Annotated in this window: 17 protein-coding genes and 4 pseudogenes; 10 read left to right on the top strand and 11 right to left on the bottom strand. The window is 72.5% G+C overall.

All coding sequences use genetic code 11. The features are described 5' to 3' along the window. Window positions 1-113: 113 nt before the first annotated feature. Complete coding sequence (locus JL475_RS27000) at window positions 114-1,208, top strand: DUF5925 domain-containing protein (RefSeq protein ID WP_202280540.1); 1,095 nt, start codon at window positions 114-116, stop codon at window positions 1,206-1,208. A gap of 34 nt (window positions 1,209-1,242) precedes the next feature. Here the strand turns inward: JL475_RS27000 and JL475_RS26995 are convergent, their stop codons facing one another. Continuing rightward, complete coding sequence (locus JL475_RS26995) at window positions 1,243-1,611, bottom strand: GntR family transcriptional regulator (RefSeq protein ID WP_202280539.1); 369 nt, start codon at window positions 1,609-1,611, stop codon at window positions 1,243-1,245. A 71-nt stretch (window positions 1,612-1,682) separates the two neighbouring features. Here JL475_RS26995 and JL475_RS26990 point away from each other — a divergent pair, with 71 nt between their 5' ends. Next, entirely contained in the window at window positions 1,683-2,612 is a 930-nt protein-coding gene (locus tag JL475_RS26990; protein WP_202280538.1) for a GNAT family N-acetyltransferase, read from the top strand. Continuing rightward, window positions 2,593-3,093, top strand: coding sequence for a DUF402 domain-containing protein (locus JL475_RS26985; protein ID WP_202280537.1), 501 nt, complete (start codon window positions 2,593-2,595; stop codon window positions 3,091-3,093). Before JL475_RS26990 ends, JL475_RS26985 begins: the two co-directional genes overlap by 20 nt. A gap of 60 nt (window positions 3,094-3,153) precedes the next feature. Here the strand turns inward: JL475_RS26985 and JL475_RS40300 are convergent. After that, window positions 3,154-3,462 (bottom strand): annotated as a pseudogene (locus JL475_RS40300) (hypothetical protein); the annotation flags it as partial. A 137-nt stretch (window positions 3,463-3,599) separates the two neighbouring features. Between JL475_RS40300 and JL475_RS41275 the strand changes: the two are divergent. Together JL475_RS41275 and JL475_RS26980 are read left to right on the top strand one after the other, a co-directional pair. After that, window positions 3,600-3,734 (top strand): hypothetical protein, encoded by a 135-nt coding sequence (locus JL475_RS41275; protein WP_272932976.1) that lies wholly within the window; start codon window positions 3,600-3,602, stop codon window positions 3,732-3,734. Window positions 3,735-3,936: 202 nt separating this feature from the next. Next, complete coding sequence (locus tag JL475_RS26980) at window positions 3,937-5,025, top strand: lytic polysaccharide monooxygenase (protein ID WP_202280536.1); 1,089 nt, start codon at window positions 3,937-3,939, stop codon at window positions 5,023-5,025. Window positions 5,026-5,140: 115 nt separating this feature from the next. Here the strand turns inward: JL475_RS26980 and JL475_RS26975 are convergent, their stop codons facing one another. The 5 genes and pseudogenes from JL475_RS26975 to JL475_RS26955 form a co-directional block, all read right to left on the bottom strand. After that, window positions 5,141-6,022 carry a triacylglycerol lipase gene (locus JL475_RS26975; RefSeq protein ID WP_202280535.1) on the bottom strand — a complete coding sequence of 294 codons (882 nt, stop codon included), beginning with the start codon at window positions 6,020-6,022 and terminating at the stop codon, window positions 5,141-5,143. Between the two features lie 340 nt (window positions 6,023-6,362). After that, a complete protein-coding gene (locus JL475_RS26970; protein ID WP_237408401.1) occupies window positions 6,363-7,460 on the bottom strand; it encodes a S1 family peptidase in 1,098 nt (365 codons plus the stop codon). Further along, a pseudogene (locus JL475_RS26965) lies at window positions 7,455-7,817 on the bottom strand (RNA-guided endonuclease TnpB family protein); the annotation flags it as partial. The gene JL475_RS26970 and the pseudogene JL475_RS26965, both read right to left, overlap by 6 nt. Window positions 7,818-8,257: 440 nt before the next feature. Continuing rightward, window positions 8,258-9,163 carry a S1 family peptidase gene (locus tag JL475_RS26960; protein ID WP_202280534.1) on the bottom strand — a complete coding sequence of 302 codons (906 nt, stop codon included), beginning with the start codon at window positions 9,161-9,163 and terminating at the stop codon, window positions 8,258-8,260. 288 nt (window positions 9,164-9,451) lie between these two features. Next, window positions 9,452-10,606: a DUF5685 family protein gene (locus tag JL475_RS26955; protein ID WP_202280533.1), complete on the bottom strand. Its 1,155-nt coding sequence runs from the start codon at window positions 10,604-10,606 to the stop codon at window positions 9,452-9,454. Between the two features lie 290 nt (window positions 10,607-10,896). On the opposite strand from JL475_RS26955, the gene JL475_RS26950 reads away from it, so the two are divergent. After that, window positions 10,897-11,334 (top strand): cell division protein SepF, encoded by a 438-nt coding sequence (locus JL475_RS26950; protein ID WP_202280532.1) that lies wholly within the window; start codon window positions 10,897-10,899, stop codon window positions 11,332-11,334. 35 nt (window positions 11,335-11,369) lie between these two features. Here the strand turns inward: JL475_RS26950 and JL475_RS26945 are convergent, their stop codons facing one another. Both JL475_RS26945 and JL475_RS26940 read right to left on the bottom strand, forming a co-directional pair. Continuing rightward, a complete protein-coding gene (locus JL475_RS26945) occupies window positions 11,370-12,578 on the bottom strand; it encodes an acyl-CoA dehydrogenase family protein (protein WP_307825171.1) in 1,209 nt (402 codons plus the stop codon). Between the two features lie 135 nt (window positions 12,579-12,713). Beyond that, window positions 12,714-14,474 (bottom strand): MFS transporter, encoded by a 1,761-nt coding sequence (locus JL475_RS26940; protein WP_202280531.1) that lies wholly within the window; start codon window positions 14,472-14,474, stop codon window positions 12,714-12,716. Window positions 14,475-14,819: 345 nt separating this feature from the next. Here JL475_RS26940 and JL475_RS26935 point away from each other — a divergent pair, with 345 nt between their 5' ends. Further along, complete coding sequence (locus tag JL475_RS26935; protein WP_202280530.1) at window positions 14,820-16,112, top strand: glycosyltransferase family 39 protein; 1,293 nt, start codon at window positions 14,820-14,822, stop codon at window positions 16,110-16,112. A gap of 247 nt (window positions 16,113-16,359) precedes the next feature. Beyond that, the gene (locus JL475_RS26930) at window positions 16,360-17,382 is read left to right on the top strand and encodes a phosphatase PAP2 family protein (protein ID WP_202280529.1); all 1,023 of its coding nucleotides are present in this window, start codon (window positions 16,360-16,362) and stop codon (window positions 17,380-17,382) included. Between the two features lie 25 nt (window positions 17,383-17,407). Here the strand turns inward: JL475_RS26930 and JL475_RS26925 are convergent, their stop codons facing one another. Next, window positions 17,408-17,623 carry an I78 family peptidase inhibitor gene (locus JL475_RS26925; RefSeq protein WP_202280528.1) on the bottom strand — a complete coding sequence of 72 codons (216 nt, stop codon included), beginning with the start codon at window positions 17,621-17,623 and terminating at the stop codon, window positions 17,408-17,410. A gap of 354 nt (window positions 17,624-17,977) precedes the next feature. Then, window positions 17,978-18,534 (bottom strand): annotated as a pseudogene (locus JL475_RS26920) (ABC transporter substrate-binding protein); the annotation flags it as partial. Between JL475_RS26920 and JL475_RS26915 the strand changes: the two are divergent. Together JL475_RS26915 and JL475_RS26910 are read left to right on the top strand one after the other, a co-directional pair. Continuing rightward, window positions 18,526-19,908: pseudogene (locus JL475_RS26915) on the top strand (ATP-binding cassette domain-containing protein); the annotation flags it as partial. The pseudogenes JL475_RS26920 and JL475_RS26915 overlap by 9 nt on opposite strands. Beyond that, window positions 19,905-20,612, top strand: a complete 708-nt coding sequence (locus tag JL475_RS26910; RefSeq protein ID WP_202280527.1) for an ATP-binding cassette domain-containing protein — start codon at window positions 19,905-19,907, stop codon at window positions 20,610-20,612. The pseudogene JL475_RS26915 and the gene JL475_RS26910, both read left to right, overlap by 4 nt. The last annotated feature ends 99 nt before the right edge of the window (window positions 20,613-20,711 follow it).

Genomic DNA, 20,711 nt, shown 5'->3' with positions numbered 1-20,711 from the left:
CGGTGACGCCGTCCGGCACGACCGGACCGGCCGCTGCCCCGGGCGGCCCGCGCGACCCCGCGCGCCCGCGGAAACCGGGTGCGCGGGGCGCCCGGGTGACCGATCATGGCGGCATGCCTGCAGACCCGCGCGACGCCCTGCCGATCCGGCTCAACGTCGACGACAGCGACTCCCCGTCCGACGTCGTCGACGCGCTGTTCCTCGGCCGCTTCGCCACGGGCGAGCAGCCGTTCTCGCACGCGGCCACCATCGACCGGGTGCGCTCCGCCGCGACCCTGCTGCCCACCGGCGCCGAGGTGCTGCGGGTCGCCCGGGACGACGACCGGAGCTCCACCCTGGCCGAGGGCGACGGCTGGACGCTGCTGGTCTCCCGCTGGAACCGGGGTGCCGACGTCACCGTCACCGCGACCACCGCCGAACTCGCGGCGAAGATCCTGGACGAGGCGACGGACGGTGCGGCGGACGAACCGGAACCGCAGCCGGAGAACGTGCCCATGGGCTTCTGGTACGTCTCCCCGCGCCGTGGTCCGCACCGCACCGCACGGCAGATCTCCGCGGGCACCTGGGACGAGATCCGGCCCAACTACACCGCGCCGGTGGCCCACGCGATGGACCGCCTGATGAAGACCACGCCCGAGGACATCGCGGGTCGGCTGCTCCTGCTGCACGGCCCGCCGGGCACCGGCAAGACGTCCGCGCTGCGCACCCTGGCCCGCTCCTGGCGGGACTGGTGCCAGGTGGACTGCGTCCTGGACCCCGAGCGGCTCTTCTCCGACGTCGGCTACCTGATGGACATCGCCATCGGCGAGGAGGACGCGGCGGGCAAGGGGCGCTGGCGGCTGCTGTTGCTGGAGGACTGCGACGAGCTGATCCGCGGCGAGGCCAAGCACACCGCGGGACAGGCCCTGTCCCGGCTGCTCAACCTCACCGACGGCCTGCTCGGCCAGGGCCGCAACGTCCTGGTCGGCGTCACCACCAACGAGGACCTGGAGCGCCTCCATCCGGCCGTCGTCCGCCCGGGCCGCTGCCTCGCCCGCATCGAGGTGGGGCCGCTGACCCGCACGGAGGCGGTGAACTGGCTGGGCCACGAGGACGGCGTCGGCCGCGAGGGCGCCACCCTGGCCGAGCTGTACGCCCTGCGCCGGGGCACCTCCCCGACGGCACTGCCGGAACCGCGCGGGAAGGCGGAGTCCGGGCTGTACTTGTAGCCGCCCGCGGCCACCTCCCTCAGGTCGCCTGCGGCTACTCCCCGTAGGCCGCCCGCAGCGCGTCCCGTGCGGCGGCCAGGGCCGCCTCCTCGCTCAGCCCGAGCCGCCGCACCCGCTCCGCGTAGGCCTGGGCCGCCGACGCCGTCTCCCGCTCCGCGGCGGAGCCCGCGGCGGCGACGAACGTGCCGTTGCGGCCGCGGGTCTCGATCACGCCGTCCGCCTCCAGCGCACGGTAGGCCTTGGCCACCGTGTTCGCGGCGAGGCCGAGCGTCTCGGCCAGGCCCCGCACCGTCGGCAGCCGGTAGCCCACCGGCAGGGCTCCCGACCGTGCCTGCTCGGAGATCCGCGCCCTCACCTGCTCGTACGGGGGCGCGCTGTCGTCGATATGGATCTTCAGGGTCACGGCCCGATTGTCCCGCACCCGGCGGAAAATGAGAGGCAGCCCCAGCGCGGCTCCCCGTAACGTGCGCCCCCATGGCCATCATCGTGCGCGACCTGCGTCCCGAAGTCCGAGCCGACGCCGAGGGGTTCTCCCACGTGCGCAGGCTCGCCGTCCCCTTCATGCTGTCCACCCCCGAGTCCGTGCTGCACCATCTGCGGCACTCCCACCCCGACGCCCACTTCGGGCAGCTCGTCGCCGAGGAGGACGGGGAGATCATCGGTGCCGTCCAGCTCAGCCTCGCCCACGACAGCCCGGAACCCGGCCAGGGCTCCGCCAGCGTCTACGTACGGGCGGACAGGACCCGGCGCGGCGCCGGGTCGCTGCTGCTGCGCGCCGTCGAGGAACGCCTGGCCGCCCTCGGCGCCCACAAGGTCTACACCTGGGTCATGGACGCGCCGGACAACCGCGCCTTCGCCGAGCGGCGCGGCTACCGGGCCAGCCGGTCCGCGTACTTCCTGCGATTGGACCTGGCGAACGGCACCCTGCCCCCGCTCCAGGATCCGCCGCCCGGCGTCGAACTGCGCACCGGCGCCGACTTCGCCGACGACCCGCGCCCGCTGTTCGTCCTGGACGCGGAGACCTCGTCGGACGAACCGAGCGACATCGACACCGAGTTCACCGACTACGAGGCCTGGCTCGAGGCGACCTGGCGGCACCCGCTGCTCGACCCCGCCCTGACCACGGTCGCGGTGGTCGACGGCGCCCCCGCCGCCTTCACCGCGGTCTACACCGACGGCGCCGGCCGCTACAGCACCGCCATGACCGGCACCGCCCGTGCCCACCGCGGCCGGGGCCTGGCCAAGCTCGCCAAGAACGCCTCCCTGCACCGCGCCCGCGCCGCCGGGTGCACGGAGGCCTTCACGGGCAACGACACCGGGAACGAACCGATGATCGCGATCAACAAGTGGTTCGGCTACGAAATCTGCGCAACGGAGGTACGCCATGTCCGCGAACTCGTCTGAGGGCCCCGCACGCGTCGAGGTCGTCCTCGTCAAGGCGGGCCGCACCAAGATCCGCTACCCCGCCGACCTCCTCTCCGACGACGGCACCCGCATCACCGTGCGCGCCCCCTGGGCGGGCGACGGCACCCGCGACTTCGGCTTCGTCCGCTTCGAACCCGGTGACGTCTTCACCGAGCACTACTGGCGCGACCGGTGGTACTCCGTGAAGGAGGTGCGCACCGCCGGGGGCACCCTCAAGGGCCACTACTGCGACATCACCCGCCCGGCCGTGCTCACCGGTGCGGAACTGGTGGTCGAGGACCTCGACCTGGACCTGTGGCGCTCCGCCGACGGCACGGACGTACGGCGGCTCGACGAGGACGAGTTCGCGGCGAGCGGTCTCCCGCAGACGGACCCCCGTGCGGCCGCCGCCGCCGTCGCCGCCCTCGACGAACTGGAGACCCGGGCCCACGACGACGAGTTCGTCGAGCTCCTGAGTTGAGGAGGTGGGCCCGGCCGGGCCCACCTCACTCCGGCATCGCGACCACCACGTACCACTCTTCACCCACCTCCCCCACAGCGCCGCCTCGTCCGACAGCCCCTCGACCCGCACCTGTGCGGCGAGCGGGGCGAGGAGCGAGGTGAGCCGGTCCTTCGGTATGCCGACCGGGCTCACCGTCCCCCAGAACCCCTCCACCAGCACGAACCGGCCACCAGGACGCAACAGCCCCCGCCAGCGCCGCAGCACCCGGGCCGGATCGGGCAGCGCCCGGGGATCGCGCAGCCCGTGGTCCGGTTCCTCGTCGAAGGCGGCGGCCGCCAGGTCCCAGTCGACACCCACCGTGCCCGTCACGTCACTGTCGTCGGTCATGGGGCAAGAGTGGCAGCTGCCACTGACAATCGATTCGTGATCGGAGCCACAGACAGATCGGGATCGATGAGGAACTCTCCCCCGAAAGGTCCACCCCTGCGAGACCGCGGTGTCCGTGGACCCCGGAGGAGGCAGCCATGCGCCGTGTCACCGCACAGAAGCCCCTGAAGAAGACGGAAGCCCGCCGGATCCGCGAGAAGACCGGCGAGCGCCCGGCCACGCGCCCGGAGATCCGCGAGGACATCGCCCGCACCTGGTGGCCGGACGGCTGAGCGTGTCCGGTGGGCGGCGTCCGTCACACGGCGCACACCGCCTACCTGATCTCAGTCTGAGCGCTTCCTTAACGCGGCCATAAGGATCTCCTCGTACAGCCTCTGCCAGGCGATTTCACTGTTTCTTGGGGCTAGTTTCTGAGCCGTCCCCCCACGGGATCCCCCCTCAAGTCCAGTGATCGTTCCGAGGAGTTGCTGCCCCATGACCGCACGCCGCAAGGCCGCTGTCGCCGCCGTCGGTATCGTCCCGCTCGTCCTGACCGGGCTGTCCGCCGCACCGGCGGCCGCGCACGGTTCGATGGGCGACCCGGTCAGCAGGGTCGCGCAGTGCTTCGCCGAGGGACCGGAGAGCCCGAAGTCGGCGGCGTGCCGGGCGGCGGTCGCGGCCGGCGGCACCCAGGCGCTCTACGACTGGAACGGCATCCGCATCGGCGACGCGGGCGGACGCCACGAGGAGCTCATCCCCGACGGCAAGCTGTGCAGTGCGAACAACGAGGCGTTCAAGGGGCTCGACCTGGTTCGCGACGACTGGCCGACCACGTCGGTGAGCAGCGGCTCGTACACCTTCAAGTACCGGGTGACCGCCCCGCACAAGGGCACCTTCGAGGTGTACATCACCAAGCCCGGCTACGACCCGTCCAAGCCGCTGGGCTGGGGCGACCTGGATCTGGCGAACCCGGTGGCGACGTCCACCGACCCGGCCGCCTCCGGCGGTTTCTACACGTTCACCGGCACCCTCCCCGAGCGCTCCGGCAAGCAGTTGCTGTACGCAGTGTGGCAGCGCTCGGACAGCCCGGAGGCGTTCTACTCCTGCTCGGACGTCACGTTCGGCGGGGCGAGCGGAAGCACCACGAACAAGAGCACCGCTGGAAGCGGTGCCGAGTCCGGCGGCGACACACCCAAGAGCGCGGCCGCCCCGGCGCCGGTCGCCTCCGCGCCCTCCGAGAAGCAGGTCGAGGACGGCGCCGAGAAGTCGACCATCGAGAACCACGGGCACGGGGACGACGATCCGCACACCACGGCGCAGCCCACCCCGGCGGCCGACGACACCTCCGGCGACAGCACGGACGACGGCTCCGACGCGGCAGCCGGCGACACCACCGACGACACCACCGGGGCCACCCCCAACCAGCCCAAGGCGGCCGGCGCTTCGCAGAACCTCGCGGAGACCGGGGGCGACGGGAACACCCCGTACCTGATGGTCGGCGGAGCCGCGGCGCTGGCGCTCGGTTCGGCGGCGCTGTTCGCCTCCAACCGGCGGCGCGCGGCGAGCGGACGGAACGGCAGCTGACCCGACTCCGCCCGCACCCGGGGGGCCTGTCCGGCGGCTCAGGCCGGACAGGCCCCCGGCATGCGTGTCACCGACCACACGCATCACCGACTACACGTGTCATTGGCTACACGTGTCAGCTGAACACCGAAGCGCAGGTGGTGGGTCGGGCGTTGGCCGGGTCGAGGGCGTTGGCGACTTCGTGGAAGGCGATCCGGTCGAGCAGCCCGATCGCCAGATGCTCGGACAGGTCGAGCGGGCACAGGTCCTGGAGCAGGACGTTGCGTACGTTCGGTCCGCTCAGATACTGGCTGCGGTAGGGGGTGACCACCTCGTCGTACCGGGTGGCGAGGACGGTGTAGCGGACGCCGGGCACGGTGTCACCGCCCGCGTTCAGCTTGGTGAGGAAGTCGGAGCCGACGATCTGCTGGGCGAGGGCGGGGGTGTTCTCGTTCAGCAGGTCACCGGCGCCCGGGAAGTAGGGCAGCAGGTTGGTGAGGCCGCCGAGGGTGGTGCCGTGGTTGCTGGGCGCGATCCCGACGAGGGCGTTCACCTCGTCGGCTCCGCCGAGGAACTTGAGGTAGTAGCGGGGCATCATGCCGCCCTGCGAGTGCCCGACGAGGTCGGCCTTGGTAGCGCCGGTCGCGGCGAGCACCTTGTCGACGAAGGCGTCGAGTTGTTCCGCGGACCGCTCGATGGGGCCGAGGCCGTGGAAGAGGGGGACGCCGGCGAGCTGACCGTAGTCGAGGGAGAAGACGCAGTAGCCGCGGTGCTTCAGATAGGGCGCGAGGCCCAGCCAGTTGTCGACGGAGTTCCCGAAGGTGCCGTGGACCAGGACGACGGGACGGGGATGGGCGGCGGACGGCTTGCAGGTGTAGTCGTTCCAGCCCGAGCTGGGTGCAGCCGCGGCGTGGGCGCCGGTGGCGGTGGCGGTGGCGGTGGCGGTGGGGACGGTGAGGGCCGCGGTGGCCAGCAGCAGTGCGGCCAGCGGTCTGGCCACTCGCTTCCAGGGCAGCATCGAGTGATCTCCTTGCACGTCGAGGGGAGAGTGCGACGGCCTTGCGCCCTGTGACCCGGATCACGAGGATGTTGTTCACTCGTCAAGTTACGGGTGAGTAGCCACACAGGGAAGTTACGCGTCGGTAAAAACTTCCCACGACAGCCGACAACGCACGACGCTGCCTGATAGTGAGTCATCAAGCGGGACAATAAGGGCCGTTGGGCGCAATGCGCAGCAGACCTTCGCGCAGCAACCGCGCTTCCCGCACCGGGCGGGCACACGAAAACGCCCCGCCCCCCGTATGGAGGGACGGGACGTCCGCGTGTGTGCCGCAGGTACTACGGGTACCGCGGGTGGATCAGCCGATCCGGGTGCCGGTCACCGAGAGGGCCTCCGTCACCGGCTGGAAGAAGGTCGTACCGCCGGAGGTGCAGTTGCCGCTGCCGCCGGAGGTGAGACCCACCGCGCTGCTGCCCGAGAAGAGCGAGCCGCCGCTGTCGCCCGGCTCGGCGCAGACGTCGGTCTGGATCAGCCCGTTGACGATGTCGCCGTTGCCGTAGTTCACGGTGGCGTCCAGGCCCGTGACCGTACCGGAGTGCACCTGGGTCGTGGAGCCGCTGCGGGGAACCTGCATGCCGACGGTGGCCTCGGCGGCGCCGGAAATCGCCTGCGTGGAGCCGTCGTAGAGGTTCACCTCGCTCGGGTGGCCCATGTCGGCGGTGTACTTGACCAGGCCGTAGTCGTCGCCCGGGAAGCTGGACGCCTCGTTCTCGCCGATCACGTTGCCGGAGGAGTCCGACCACGTGGAGATGCCCTCGGTGCAGTGCCCGGCGGTGAGGAAGAACGGCTCGCCGCCCTTGGTCACGTTGAAGCCGAGCGAGCAGCGTCCGCCGTTTCCGGTGATGGCGTCGCCGCCCGCGACGAAGGTCTTGAACTCGTCCTTGCTGCACTGGAGTTCGACCTTGCCCCCGAGCCCGTCGACGACCTTCGTCAGGGTGGCCCACTCGGCCTCGGAGACCGTGCGGTCCGCGGTGACGACGACCTTGTCGGTGGTCGGGTCGGTCACCCAGGAGGTACCCGGGATGGTCGCGTCCTGCTCGAGGGTGGTGCGCGCGGTCTTCAGCTCGGCGAGGGAGTTCGCCACGACTCTCGCCTTGGCGCCGGCCGCCTCGGCGGTCTCGGCGGCGGCCTCGTCGAGCACGTTCACCACGAGGCTCTTGTTCTTCGCGTCGTAGTACGTTCCCGCCGCGTCGGCGCCGAGGTCCTCGGCGAGCGTCGAGGCGAGGTTTCCGGCCGCCGCGATCGAGAGGGTCCGGGGCGTGGAGGTCTCCGGGGTCTCGCTGGCGTTCGCAGTCTGGAAGTTGAATCCTCCCCTCCCTGAGGGGGAGGGGATTCCTGGCTCAGGCCGCCTCCCGGAGCAGCGCCCCGGGAGGTCTTGTGCCGTCGGCTTCGGCATCCCGGCCCGGCGCGCCCCGGGCAGGCGCTCCTTGGCGTCCTTGTGCGCCTTGGCGCGGGAGCGGCCGAAGCCGCGGATGACCTGCTGCTGGGGCACCGACGAGCCTTCACGCAGTCACGGCGTGCGGGCGCGGGCTTCGGTCAGCATCCTGTCGAGCCGAGCCGGGCCGCACGTGGCCTTCTGGCCGGTGGACTTGTTGTACAGGTGCACGGCCCGGGACTTGGCGACGCATTCGTTCCACACCCAGCGGCACCGGTCCCACTCCGCCGCCAGGACGGTGCGGGCAGCGGACGACACGCGCAACCGGTAGGTGTACCGGGCATGCCCGGCCCCCGCATCCGCCCCCACCTGCGCCATCTCGCCTCCGCACGGCCCCGCCCGGAACACTCCGTCCCGGGCTCTTTGAGGGACCGTACGTACGACAGCCGCACAGACGCACCCCGATCCCACGGTCACCACCCCCACCGGCGACCACGGGCACACGCGTTCGCATCACCCCGACGGCAGCGCCGGCGGTACGGGGGCGCCGCGCCCCGGACCGGATGCGGCGACGCCCCGCGTCGCGACACCCGAATGCGATTCCTCCCCGGCGTGCACGCCGGGGCCTCCTCACAAAAAACAGGTAACTCCGCGCCCCCATCAAGAGCGAGCCCCCGCACGGCGGTTGCCGTACGGGGGCTCGTCATGCTGCCGTCTGCGGTGAACCTGCGGGGGCCGGTGGTACCGGCCGACCCCCGGTCCGTCCTCCTGGACGGGTGACCCGCTGCTGGTCCGTCGACCCAACAGGTCCAGCAGGCCTAGTAGACGCTGACGCCGTAGGCGCTCAGGGCCTCCGTCACCGGCTGGAAGAAGGTCGTACCGCCGGAGGTGCAGTTGCCGCTGCCGCCGGAGGTCAGACCGTACGCGGTGCCGTTGCTGCCGTAGAGCGAGCCACCGGAGTCGCCGGGCTCGGCGCACACGTTGGTCTGGATGAGGCCCGAGACGATGTCGCCGCCGCCGTAGTTCACGGTCGCGTTGAGCGCGGTGACCCGGCCGCTGTGCGTGCCCGTGGTGGAGCCGTCACGGATGACGGTGGTGCCCACGGCCGGGGTGGCCGCGCGGGTGATGTCCACGCCGTTCGCGGTGCCGGGGCGGCTGACGGAACCGGTGTAGCGCACGATGCCGTAGTCGTTGCCCGGGAAGCTGGAGCCGGCGGTCGTGCCGATGGCCGTGGTGCGGGCGGAGTTGGAGTACCAGGTGCCCGCGCCGTCGGTGCAGTGACCGGCGGTCAGGAAGTACTCGACACCGCTGCTGCTGCGGACGTTGAAGCCGAGGGAGCAGCGCCAGCTACTCGCGTAGATGGCGTCGCCGCCCTGGATGAGCTTGCTGAACGTACCGGGTGTGCGCTTGATCTGCAGCGCGCCGGCGTCGGCACCGGCCTGCTGCTTGATCTGCGCGATCTCGGCCTGGGACACCGTGCTGTCGACGGTGACGACGACCCGGTTGGTCTTGCTGTCGACGGCCCAGGCGGTGCCCGGGATGTCGGCCTTCAGCACCGATCCGCTGACGCTCTTGAGCTCGGCGGAGCTGAAGGTGGTGGGGGATTCGGACGCGTTCGCGCTGGGGATCGCGATCGCGGCGGCGGCCACGAGGCCGGTGGAGACGGCGATCAGCCGGGTGCGTCTCGAGATGCCACTGCGGGGGGTGGTGCGCTTGATCCTCACTTCTCGTTCCTCCACAAAGGAAGTAGGGGGCCCCGTGGGGTTCGGGCCCGTGAGGCGCAGTCAGGGGACCGACCGTCCGGATTCCGAACATGCCGTGCCCCTGACAAGCGCTGGGGGTGAGTATTCGGCCGAACGACCGGTCGACGCAAGAGTGCCTTTCGGCCGTCACCCGCCTCGAGGTGTCCGGAAGTCGCCCCTCCGGTTCCCCTCCGGTTCCCCTCCGGTTCTCCTCCGGGCTCCTCCGGTTCCTTCTGCGGAGCCCCCTCGAACGCCTCCCCTGACGCCGGTTCAGCAGTCGCAGCCGCAGCCGCCGTCCTCGCCGCAGCAGCTGCAGCACTCACAGCAGCTGCAGCAGTCGCAGCACCCGCCGCAGTCGTACCGGGAGCAGACCGCGTCCTTGTGCTCCCGGCTCCAGGGGTCCTCGTAAGTGCCGCAGCACATCTGGCACGTACAGGCCAGTCCCAGCCACACGGCGCAGCCGGCGAGCAGCCCGCGCCGGTCGCGGCGCGGCGGCTCGGGCGGCATCGGGCCTCCGGGCGTGCCCGGTGTGCCGGGTGGTGCGTAGGGGCCGGAGCCGTGGGCACAAGAGACGGTGTCGAAGGCACGGTGGACGGAGTTGGGCAGTTCATGGACGAGCAGCCGGTGCGCCAGAGAGCCGTCGCCGAACTCCACCTCGCGCAGCGCGAGCCGGATGCCGTGCACGGCGTCGTCGGCGAGCCGGCGGGCTTCGGCGAGGGGGGTTCCGGTGGCGGTGAGGGGGTTCCACGCGCCCGCCGCGGCGTCGGCCTCCCGGTCCTCCACGGCGTCCAGGAGATGGGCGAGCCGACCGAAGAGACGCCCGGCCTCGGCGAGCGGCCCAGCATTGTGCGGGCGCCCGGCGAGCACCGCGGTGTGCGCGAAGGCCGCCGCGGTGGCGGTCTCGGTCGGTTCGGTGACGGTGAGGATCGGGGTGCCCGGCCCGGCCAGGGCCTCGATGCCGGCCTGCCGGTCGACGGCGTCGACCAGGACGGCCGTGTCGAACCCGACGTCCGAACCGGTCCGCGCCCCGGCCCGGTCCCAGCTCGCGGCGACGCGGCGAGCGGCGAGCGCCACCGGTCGGCGGGCCAGCAGCCCGTCCCCGTCGGCCACATGGTCGCGCACCTTGGCGGAGGCCAGGACCAGCGAGACGGCCGCCGCGAGTCGCGCGCCCTCACCGTGCGCGACGGAGGCGGTCCGCATGCCGCGCAGCGGGCACGGCCCCGCCGTGCGCCGTCCGGCGTCCGCGCGCATCGCCTGAGCCTCCGTCAGGACCGAGACGAGCAGCCCGTCGTAGTTGGTGACCACGCGTGCGAGCTGCCCGTGGTCCCCGCGCAAGGCCAGGCACAGCCCGCACAGATGCGCCGTCCACTGAGCCGTGAGTCGTTCACCGAGCCGATGCCGGCAGGGCCTGACCATTCCGAACATGACGTCCCCCCGTGGGTGCCGCGAAGTGGAGCGGCGGCATCGTACCGACTGTCGCGTTCACCCGTACGCGCCGCTCATCACCCATACGCCGAGAAGAATCATATTTCACTCACAGTCAGCATCCGCTTGCGTCAATGCCCTTGGGGGGCTTGGGCTCTCGACGGATTCTCCGTGCACCAGTACCGTCACAAACCCCCCGCGCGGCGTCCCATCACTTGGCGCGCCATCCGCATCATGGACGACCATAGGGATGCGGAAAGCAAGAAGGACCGCTGTGAGAGGAGGCGTCCATGGGATCGGTACGCAAGGCAAGTGCCTGGCTTGGCCTCGTCGACGACAACGAAGACGAGCGTTACTACGACGACGACTACTCCGACGGGACCGAGCCGGGGGGCGCCTGGGTCACCGATCCGCGGGTCAAGGTGGCCTCGGACGTCGCCGAGGAGAGGGGCCGCCGCATCGGCACGGTCACCCCGGACAGCTTCCGGGACGCCCGCGCCATCGGCGAGCTGTTCCGGGACGGGATCCCCGTCATCATCAATCTCACCGCCATGGACGCCGGTGACGCCAAGCGCGTCGTCGACTTCGCCGCCGGGCTGATCTTCGGTCTGCGCGGTTCCATCGAGCGCGTGTCCAACCGTGTGTTCCTGCTCAGCCCGGCCGACACCGAGGTCGTCAGCGGAGAGCCCGCGGCGCACCGGTCGGACGGCTTCTACAACCAGAGCTGAGGCAGGGCCGCTCGCCGGCCCTGCCCCCACCGGGCCTACCGGAAGGCGTCGATTCCGGTGAACGCCTTGCCCAGCACCAGCTGGTGCATCTCCACGGTGCCCTCGTAGGTGAGCACCGATTCGAGGTTCGTCGCGTGCCGCATCACGGGGTACTCGAGCGAGATCCCGTTGGCGCCGAGGATGGTGCGGGCCGTGCGGCAGATGTCGATGGCCTCGCGGACGTTGTTCAACTTGCCGAAGCTGACCTGCTCGGGACGCAGGCGGCCGGCGTCCATGCGCCGCCCGAGATGATGGGCGAGCAGTATCCCCTTGTGCAGTTCGACCGCCATGTCGGCGAGTTTCGCCTGCGTCAGCTGGAACCCGCCGATGGGCCGCCCGAACTGCTCCCGCGACTTCGCGTAGTCGACGGCGGCCTCGAAGCAGGCGCGCGCAGCGCCCATCGCGCCCCAGACGATCCCGTACCGGGCGTGCGTCAGGCAGCTGAGCGGTCCGCGCAGCCCGGTCACCTCGGGCAGTACGGCGTCGACGGGCAGCCGCACGTCGTCGAGGACCAGCTCGCTGGTGACGGAGGCGCGCAGCGACCACTTGTGCTTGATCTCCGGCGCCGAGAACCCGGCGCTGTCGGTCGGCACCACGAACCCGCGGATGCCGTCGTCGGTCTGCGCCCACACCACGGCGACACCGGCCACGGATCCGTTGGTGATCCACATCTTGCGACCGTTCAGGACCCAGTCCCCGCCGTCGCGCTTGGCGTACGTCCGCATGGCCGCGGGGTCGGAGCCGTGGTCGGGTTCGGTGAGCCCGAAGCAGCCGATGACCTCACCGGCGGCCATCTTCGGCAGCCACCGCTGCTTCTGCTCCTCGCTGCCGAACCGGTGGATCGCGTACATGGCGAGCGAGCCCTGTACGGAGACCAGGGACCGGATGCCGGAGTCGGCGGCCTCCAGTTCCAGGCAGGCGAGCCCGTACTGCACGGCCGAGGCGCCCGCGCAGCCGTAGCCGCGGAGGGGCATGCCGAGCGCGCCGATCCCACCGAGCTCCCGGGCCAGCTCCCGGATGCCGGGCAGCTCGCCCTTCTCGTACCAGTCGGCGACGTGGGGCAGCACCCGGTCTCCCGCCCAGGCGCGCACGGTGTCCCGGACCGCCAGGTCCTCCGGCTCCAGCAGGTCGTCGAGGCCGAGCGGGTCGGCCGGGTCGAAGGGGGGCAGCTTCGATGACTTCGCTGACTTCGCTGACGCGGACACGGGACCTCCGGGGGATCCGACCGGGGCGGAGCCGGCCGGCACACTGGTCAACTAGCGCTGCTAGTCGCGGCTCGGACCGACCCGACGTTACGACGCGGTGTCGCACACGTCCACCCGGCCCGGCGGCGGTGTGCCTCACACCGAGACACGGGAGTCCGCGGCCGCCCGCGGCGCGGGCACATCGCCAGTTTTGCCCGATCCGCCCGAAGGGTCATCGGCGGGCACGTCCGCGGGAGCCTCGGTCGGCACGTCCGCGGGAGCCTCGGTCGGCACGTCCGCGGGAGCCTCGGTCGGCACGTCCGCGGGGGCCTCGGTCGGCACGTCCGCGGGCGTTTCCCCGGCCGCCGCCGTCTCGCAGTCCATCGCCCGCGGCAGCCGCAGCGCCATCGCGGCCCCGAGCAGCAGCAGGCCGGCGCTGACCAGCAGGGTCACATGCAGTCCGTGCACGAAGGCGTGGCGTGCCGCGTCCAGCAGGGCGGCTCCGGCGGGCCCGCCCAGTCGGGCGGCGACCTCGTGGGCCTCCCCCAGCGAGTGTCCCGCCGCCGTGGACGCCGACGCGGGCACCCCGGGGACACCGGTGAGGCCGGGCGCGTAGGCGGCGTTCATGACGCTGCCGAGGAGCGCGATCCCGATGCCCGCGCCCAGCTGGTACGAGGTCTCGCCTATGGCGGCGGCCCCGCCCGCCTGCTCCGGGGGCGCTTCGCTCAGCATCGACTCGTACGCCCCGAACAGGGTGGTCTCCAGGCCGAAGCCGAGCAGGACGAATCCGCTCAGCAGCAGGGTGCGGTTGTCCTGTCCGCCCATCGCGGTCAGCAGCAGCACCGCGGCGGCCGTCAGACAGAAACCGAAGCAGACCATGCGGCGCGGCCCGAACCGGCGCAGCAGCCGCGCACCCGCCAGTCCCGCCGCCATCGCCGCGAACGTCAGCGGCAGCAGGCGCAGGCCGGTCTCCAGCGGGGACAGTCCCAGGACGAGCTGGAGGTACTGCGCGGCGATCAGTTCCAGGCCCACCAGGGCGAGCATCGCCAGCACGATGCAGCCCACCGACGTACTGAACGCGGGCCGGGCGAACATCCGCAGGTCGACCAGCGGGTGCGCGCGCCGCCGCTGCCGACGGACGAAGGCGAACAGCAGGGCGGCGCCCGCGACCAGCGTCAGGGCGGTCCACACACCGCCGCCGGCGGCGAATTCGCCGCTGCCGAGCCGCTTCACGCCCAGGACCACCGCGAACAGCCCGGCGGCGGCCATCAGCGCGCCCGCCACGTCCCAGGGGCCGCTGCCGTCGCCCTTCGACTCCGGCAGCAGGATCCGCCCCACCGGGAGGCTGACCAGCATCAGCGGAATGTTGATGAGGAAGACCGAGCCCCACCAGAAGTGCTCCAGCAGGAACCCGCCGAGCAGGGGCCCGACCGCCGCACCGACCGCGGCGACCGCGCTCCAGACGCCGATGGCGAGCGCCCGCTCGCGCCGGTCCGGGAAGACCTGCCGCAGGATCGACAGCGTCGCGGGCATGATCATCGCACCGCCGACGCCCAGCAGTACCCGCGCCGCGATCAGCACCTGCGCGTTGTCCGCGAGGGCCGCGATACCGGAGGCGACGCCGAACAGGGCGTAGCCGAGCAGGAGGACGCGTCTGCGCCCGACCCGGTCGCCCAGGGTGCCGAACAGGATCAGCAGCGAGGCGCAGACCAGCGGGTAGGAGTCGACGATCCAGAGCAGTTCCATCCCGCCGGGCTTGAGGTCCTCCGTGACGGCGGGGACCGCCACGTGCAGCACGGTCGCGTCGACGGCTACGAGCAGCAGGCTGGCGCACAGGACGACGAGTACCACCCAGCGGTTGGCACCGGACCCGGCCGCCCTACGGCGCAGCGCGGCGGCCGTGGTCGTCCCGGACATGCACAGACCTCCCAGATGTTCCCTCGCGCTCGGCGGGCTCACGGGGTGGGGACTCCCCCGCGACTCGGCCGGAGAGGAGCGGTGTGGCCTCCGGCCTGCGCAACGAACGGCGAGTGACACGTCAGCGTACGCGAGGGAACGGCGGTATCGAGTGGCGGGCCTCTCACAGATTCGGCAGAAACGTGTGGCGTACACCACTTTCTTTCGGGCCGCCTCCGGTGCCTTCCGGGCGCCTGCGGGGCCCGTACGCCCTGCCGGGCCGCCCTTTCGGGTGGGCGGCCCGCTCTGGAGGGTCGGGCGCTCCGCCGGGCCGCCCCGCCCCGCGCCCGGTCGATAATCGGGCCCGTGACCGATCTGGAGACGCGTGCCCTGCCGTCCCGCCCCGGCCTGCTGCGCCGGGCCGGGCCGGCGCTCCTCGGGTACGCAGCCGTGCGCACCCTGGGCCTGGTCGTCCTGGCGCTGTGGAGCGAGGCGCGCGGCAAGAGCGCGTACACCCTGCTGACGGCCCGCTGGGACGCGCTCTGGTACACGAGGGTCGCCGAGCTGGGGTACGGCTACGAGGTGCGCCTCCCGAACGGGGACGTGCACTCGAACCTGGCCTTCTTCCCCCTGCTCCCCTGGCTGGAGCGGCTGCTGGCGGCGGTGTCCCCGCTGTCGTACGCCGACGGGGGCTTCGTCGTGGCCGTGCTGGCCTCGCTCGCCGCCGCCTGGGGGATCTTCGCGGTGGCGGACCATGTGTACGGGCCGCGGGTCGGGGTGTGCGCGGTGCTGCTCTGGGCGGTGCTGCCGGTCGGTGTCGTCCAGTCGATGGCGTACAGCGAGTCCCTGTTCACGGCACTCGCCGCGTGGTCGTTGTACGCGGTGCTGACCGGGCGCTGGGTGGCGGCCGGGGGGCTGGCGGGTCTGGCCGGCCTGACCCGCCCGGTGGGGCTGGCGGTGGTCGCGGCGGTCTGGGTGGCCGGCATCGCCTCTCTCGCGCACAGCCGCCGCTTCCCCGTCGGCTTCCGCTCGTTCGGGGGAAGCCGGGGTGCGGCAGCGGTGGGCGGCGCGCGATCCGGGGAAAGCGCCGCACCGCACGAGGACGCCCGGCGCGTTCCCGCACCCGAGGGCGCGCACGTGCTGCCGGGCGCCCCCGGCGTCCGCGTCCGCCGGGCGCTCGGCATGTTCCTCGCTCCGCTCGGCGCCGCCGGTTACGTTCTGTGGGTCGGCCACCGGACCGGGAAGGGGCTGTTCGGGTATCTCGATGTGCAGGCCGGATGGCGGAACGGGTTCGACGGGGGTTATGCCTTCGCCCGGTTCACCCTCGAGAAGTTCACGTCGTTTCCGTCGGCCCTGGCGGGGCTCGGACTGGTCCTCGGGGTCGGTCTGCTGGTGTGGCTATACGTGATCTGCGTACGGCAGCGCCAGCCGCTCCCACTCCTGGTGTACGCCGGTGTCGTCACCGCCCTCGCCCTGTGCGCGTCGAGCTACTTCGGCTCGAAGCCTCGTCTGCTCATGCCCGCCTTCCCGTTGCTGCTGCCCCTCGCGCAGGGCCTGGCCCGGCTGCGTACGCCCAGGTCGGCGCTGGTGGTGGCGTCCGTCGCGGTGGCCTCGGCGGTGTACGGCGCCTTCTGGCTGAACGGTTCCGGTCCGCCCTGAGCCGCCCCCGCCCCGCCCACCGGCGGTGATCACCGGGGAAATTCCGCGCCATCCCCCGGTGAACGGATTCCAAAAGCGCGATAAATCCGCGACCCCGAATGATCAAAAGAATGGAGAGAAACGATGTCCGGGGATTGCCGATTCGCCAAGAATAAAGATCACCTTGAGAGCAATCCCACATCACATCGTCATCACAAAGCCGCTGATTCGGCGGGGCTGCGCGTTCACTCCCTGTAACGTCGATTGGGTGCGTACCGAACGTAAGCCCACCCGTCTGGACCGGGTGTTCGCGAGGCTGGATCGTGAGCCGGAACGACCGGCTCACATCGACATGCCCCGAATGAGCCGGCACCGGACGGTGCTCTTCGGCTCCGCCCTGGCCTTCTACGTGGCGATCGTGTGGGCCGTCGTCATCACGTCCTGGCTGGTCCGGCTGGACTGGCGGGTGATGTTCTTCCGCCCCTACGAGCAGTGGGCACAGCTCCACGCCTTCGTCGACTACTACGTGGTGCTCGGCCAGCGCGGCCCGACCGCGGTGATGGTCGCCGCCTGGCTGGGCTGGCGCTCCTGGCGGCAGCACACGCTGCGTCCGCTGCTCGCGCTCGGGGTCTCCCTGCTGCTGCTCAACATCACCGTCGGCGCCGCGAAGTACGGCATGGGGCGCCTCGGGCCGCACTACGCCACCGAGATCGGATCCAGCGAGATGTGGCTCGGCGGCAGCATATTTCCCAGCGGCCACACCGCCAACGCCGTGGTGACCTGGGGAATCCTGGCCTATCTGGCCTCCACCCCGAGAGCCCGGCGCTGGCTGTCCGCCCTGTCCGCGGTGACCTCGCTCGGTGTCGGTCTGTCCACCGTCTACATCGGCACCCACTGGCTGAGCGACGTACTGCTCGGCTGGGTGGCCGGCCTGCTGATCCTGCTGGCGCTGCCCTGGTTCGAACCGATGATCGCCCGCGCCGAGGACCGGATCTTCGACTGGCGCGACCGCCGGCGCGAGCGCCGGCACGCACGTCGGGACCGTACGGCGCCCGCCGCCCCCCTGCCCGCCGCAGCGCCGGTCGCGCTCAAACCGCTCACCGACCGCGAGGGCACCGCGGCCCCGGAGCCGGTGGCCACGTCCCGTTCCGCCACCCGGTCACCCGTCTACCTGGCGCCCGGCCCGCACACGGGCCGGGCGGAGCGCAGCCCGGTCACCCCGACGGGCAGCCGCCGCCCGTCGCACGGGGAACGCCATCCGCGCGGCAGCGCACCGTCGGCCCGCTCCTGACGGGATCCCAGGGCACCGCCACGTCTCAGCCCTTCCAGGACCGCACCACGCTGCCGTCCCTCACCTCGAAGTTCAGCCGTCCCACGAGGTACTCCATGGTGATGATCGCCCCCGGCGGCAGCGCCCGCACCGTCGACCAGCCGCGCTCGCGCGCGAGCTGCTCGGCGCGGTCCGCGGGCAGGCCCACATAGGCGTCCGGGCTGTCGTCGGGTTCCGCGGCGGGTGTCGGAATCGGTGCCATACGGTCACGCTATGCCCTCCCCGGCGGACGGGGAAGGCCCGGCCGGGAACACGCTCCGAGATCCCCCGAGGGTCACACTTCTGTCACAGGATCACGACAGGCGTTTATGCCCGCACCATCACACGAATGGGTGATTCGGTGCCTCGCCCGGAGGAAGTCTCGGACAATTCCCGAGCGTCGCGCCGGGGGCGCGGATAAACCCGGCGGCGAGTCCCGGAAGAAACGTGCGGGAGTTCATGCATTTCGCCGTCCACATGCCCGCGAGGACGGAACTGCACAGAATGTTCGCGTTCCCCTCACATGGTCCGCCGTCTTCGCGGTCCCGGCGCGGGAACCGGGACCGCGGGTGATGCCTCAGGGCTTGTAGGCCAGGTGCGGCACGTCGAAGCAGGTGCGGTTCATGTCGCCCTGGGAGATCCAGCCCTCGCCGTCCCGCCAGCGGGCCACCGACAGACAGGTCCTGCGGTGCCCGGCGGTTCGGGCGAGCGGGCGAACGTGACGGGAAGCAGCAGCCCGCCCGCGGTGTAGCCGTCGGCGCGGTCCACGAAGCCGTCGACGCACGCGCGCGTGATGCCCGTGCGGGCACAGGACCTCGCCGCGTCGGTGAACCAGCGCGCGGCGGCCCACCCCTCCAACTGCCACTGGGAGTGTGCCTTCAGGCCCTCGGTGGCGTCCCGGAACTCCCGCACCGCCTCGTGGCCGGTGTCGTCGAAGTTGCGGCTGGAGCCGGTGGCCCACAGGGCGTTGCGGCAGTGCGGGGCGTCCTTGTAGTCCTCGGCGACGGTGGACGTCCAGTTCTGCACGTTGGTGACCTTGGCGGTGACCTGGGCGCCGACCTCGTCCATCGCCTGGCAGAGGCGTGCGTTGCCGTGGCTGTCGATGGAGTCGAAGACGAGGTCGGCGCCCTGCTGGCCACCCGGGTCCTCCGCCGGGGCCGCACCGGGCGGGCCCTGGCGGCGATGCGGGACCACGAGTCGGGGGCGCGGGCGGTGGGTGTGCCCGTACCGTCGCTGAAGCTCCTGGCCTTCGTCTCCGGCGCCGCGCTGGCCGCGCTCGGCGGCGGCATGCTGGGCATGGGCCTGCGGGCCTTCGACCCCGAAGCCTTCGACCCCGTGCGGGGTCTGCTGTGGTTCGCCGCGGTCGTGGTGCTGGGGGCGGACAGCACCCTGGGCGCCCTGCTCGCCTCGGGCCCTCCTGGTCGGCCTGGACGCGGGCACGCACGGGGGCGTGGCGGCGGCCGTGATCGGCGTCCTGGCGGTCCTGGTCGGCCGCTTCCCCGGCGGCCCCTACGAGGCCCTGCGCACGGCGCCGCGACGCCTGCGCCCGGAACCGCACGGGAAGCCCACGCTCACCCCGCTGGGAACACGGGTGCGCCGACGGCTCCGCCCGGCCCGTACGGAACCGGCCGCCACCCCGCCACCACCGACCGGAGCGACGGCTACGGCTACGGCTACGGCGAGCACCGCGCCGCGGCCGGGCACGCGGCGCACGCGGGGTGCGGGCGCACGCGGGGTGCGGGCGCGCGAGGGGGTGAGCGGCCGGCACGAAACCGCCCGGACGACGGGGGAACCCGGGAAACCCAGGGAACCCCGCCCGTGCTCACCGCGCGCGGACTGTACGTCCGCTACGGGGGTTTCACCGCGCTCGACGGCGTCGACATCGACCTGCCCGCGGGACGGGTGACCGCGGTGGTCGGGCCCAACGGGGCCGGGAAGAGCACCCTGTTCCACCGTCTGGCGGGGACGTCGCGGCCCGCGCGGGGAAGGGTCCGGTTCGGCGGGCGGGACATCACGCGGCGGTCCGCGCACGCCCGCACCCGGCTCGGGATCGCGCGGACGTTCCAGCGGCTGGCGGTCTTCCCGACGCTGACCGTGGCCGAGAACGTGCGCGTGGGCGCCGAACAGGGACGGACGCGCGACCCCGGCGCGGCGGAACGGGCGCTGCGGCTGCTCGGGCTCGACGGACCGGTGCGCGCCCTGCCCGCGGCCGGACTGCCCACCGGAACGCTGCGCCGCGTGGAACTCGCGCGGGCGCTCGCCGGTGGTCCGCGCGTGCTGCTGCTCGACGAACCGGCCGCCGGGCTCGACACCGCCGAAGTGACCGCGCTGGCCCGGGTGCTGAAGGCCCTGGCCGCCGACGGCACGGCGCTCCTGGTCGTCGAGCACGATCTCGACCTGGTCGCGGACCTCGCCGACCGCGTGCACGTGATGGCGGCCGGCCGGATCGTCGCCTCCGGGCCTCCCGGTCGCGTGCTGGACGTCCTCGGGGAGGCGAGCGGCCGGTGAGCACGGTGTCCCTGCGTCACGCGCGTGTGCGCTACGGCCCGTTGGAGGCCCTGCACGGCGTCACCCTGGCCGCTCCCGGCCCGGGCCTGACCGTGCTGCTGGGCCGCAACGGCTCCGGCCGTACGACCGTCCTGCGCGCGCTGGCCGGTACGGTGCCGCTGTACGGCGGGGCGGTGGTGTGGGACGGCACCGACGTGACGGGCGTACCGGCCCATGCGCGGGCCCGGCGCGGGATGCGCCTGGTGCCGGAGCGGCAGGCGGTGTTCGGCTCCCTCACCGTGCGCGAGAACCTCGTGCTCGCCGCTCCCGCGCGCCCCGGTGGCGGCTCCTCCGGCGCCTTCGCGGTCCGCGGCGCGACGGCCCCCGACACGGCGGCCCTCGACGCCTGTCCGGAGCTGCGGCCGCTGCTGGAGCGCCGCGCGGGCACCCTTTCCGGCGGTGAGCAGCGCATGCTGGCCGTCGCACGGGCGTTGTCGGCCCACCCGCGCGTGGTGCTCGTCGACGAGCCCGCCCAGGGCATGTCCCCGGCGGCCGCGGCCCACACGTACGGACTGCTGGCCGCGGCCGCGCTCCACGCGTGCGTGGTGATCGCCGAACAGCGGTTCCCGTCCGCACTGCGCGACCGGCCCGCCTTCGTCTACGAACTGCACCGGGGTGCGGTGGTGTTCGCCGGAGAGGCGGGGGAACCCGGCCGCCGGATCTGACGCCGGACCTGGCACCGGGGGTCCCGTCCGGGCGGCCGAGGAGCGGCGGCCGACCGGTGGGCCTCACCTCGGGTGAGCGGGCCTCGTCCGGGGCCCTGG

Origin of the sequence: Streptomyces sp. M2CJ-2 (assembly GCF_016757295.1) — a bacterium.
GTDB lineage: Bacteria > Actinomycetota > Actinomycetes > Streptomycetales > Streptomycetaceae > Streptomyces.
The sequence above is the reverse complement of the archived record's forward strand: the minus strand, read 5'-3'. Positions and strand labels throughout refer to the sequence as shown.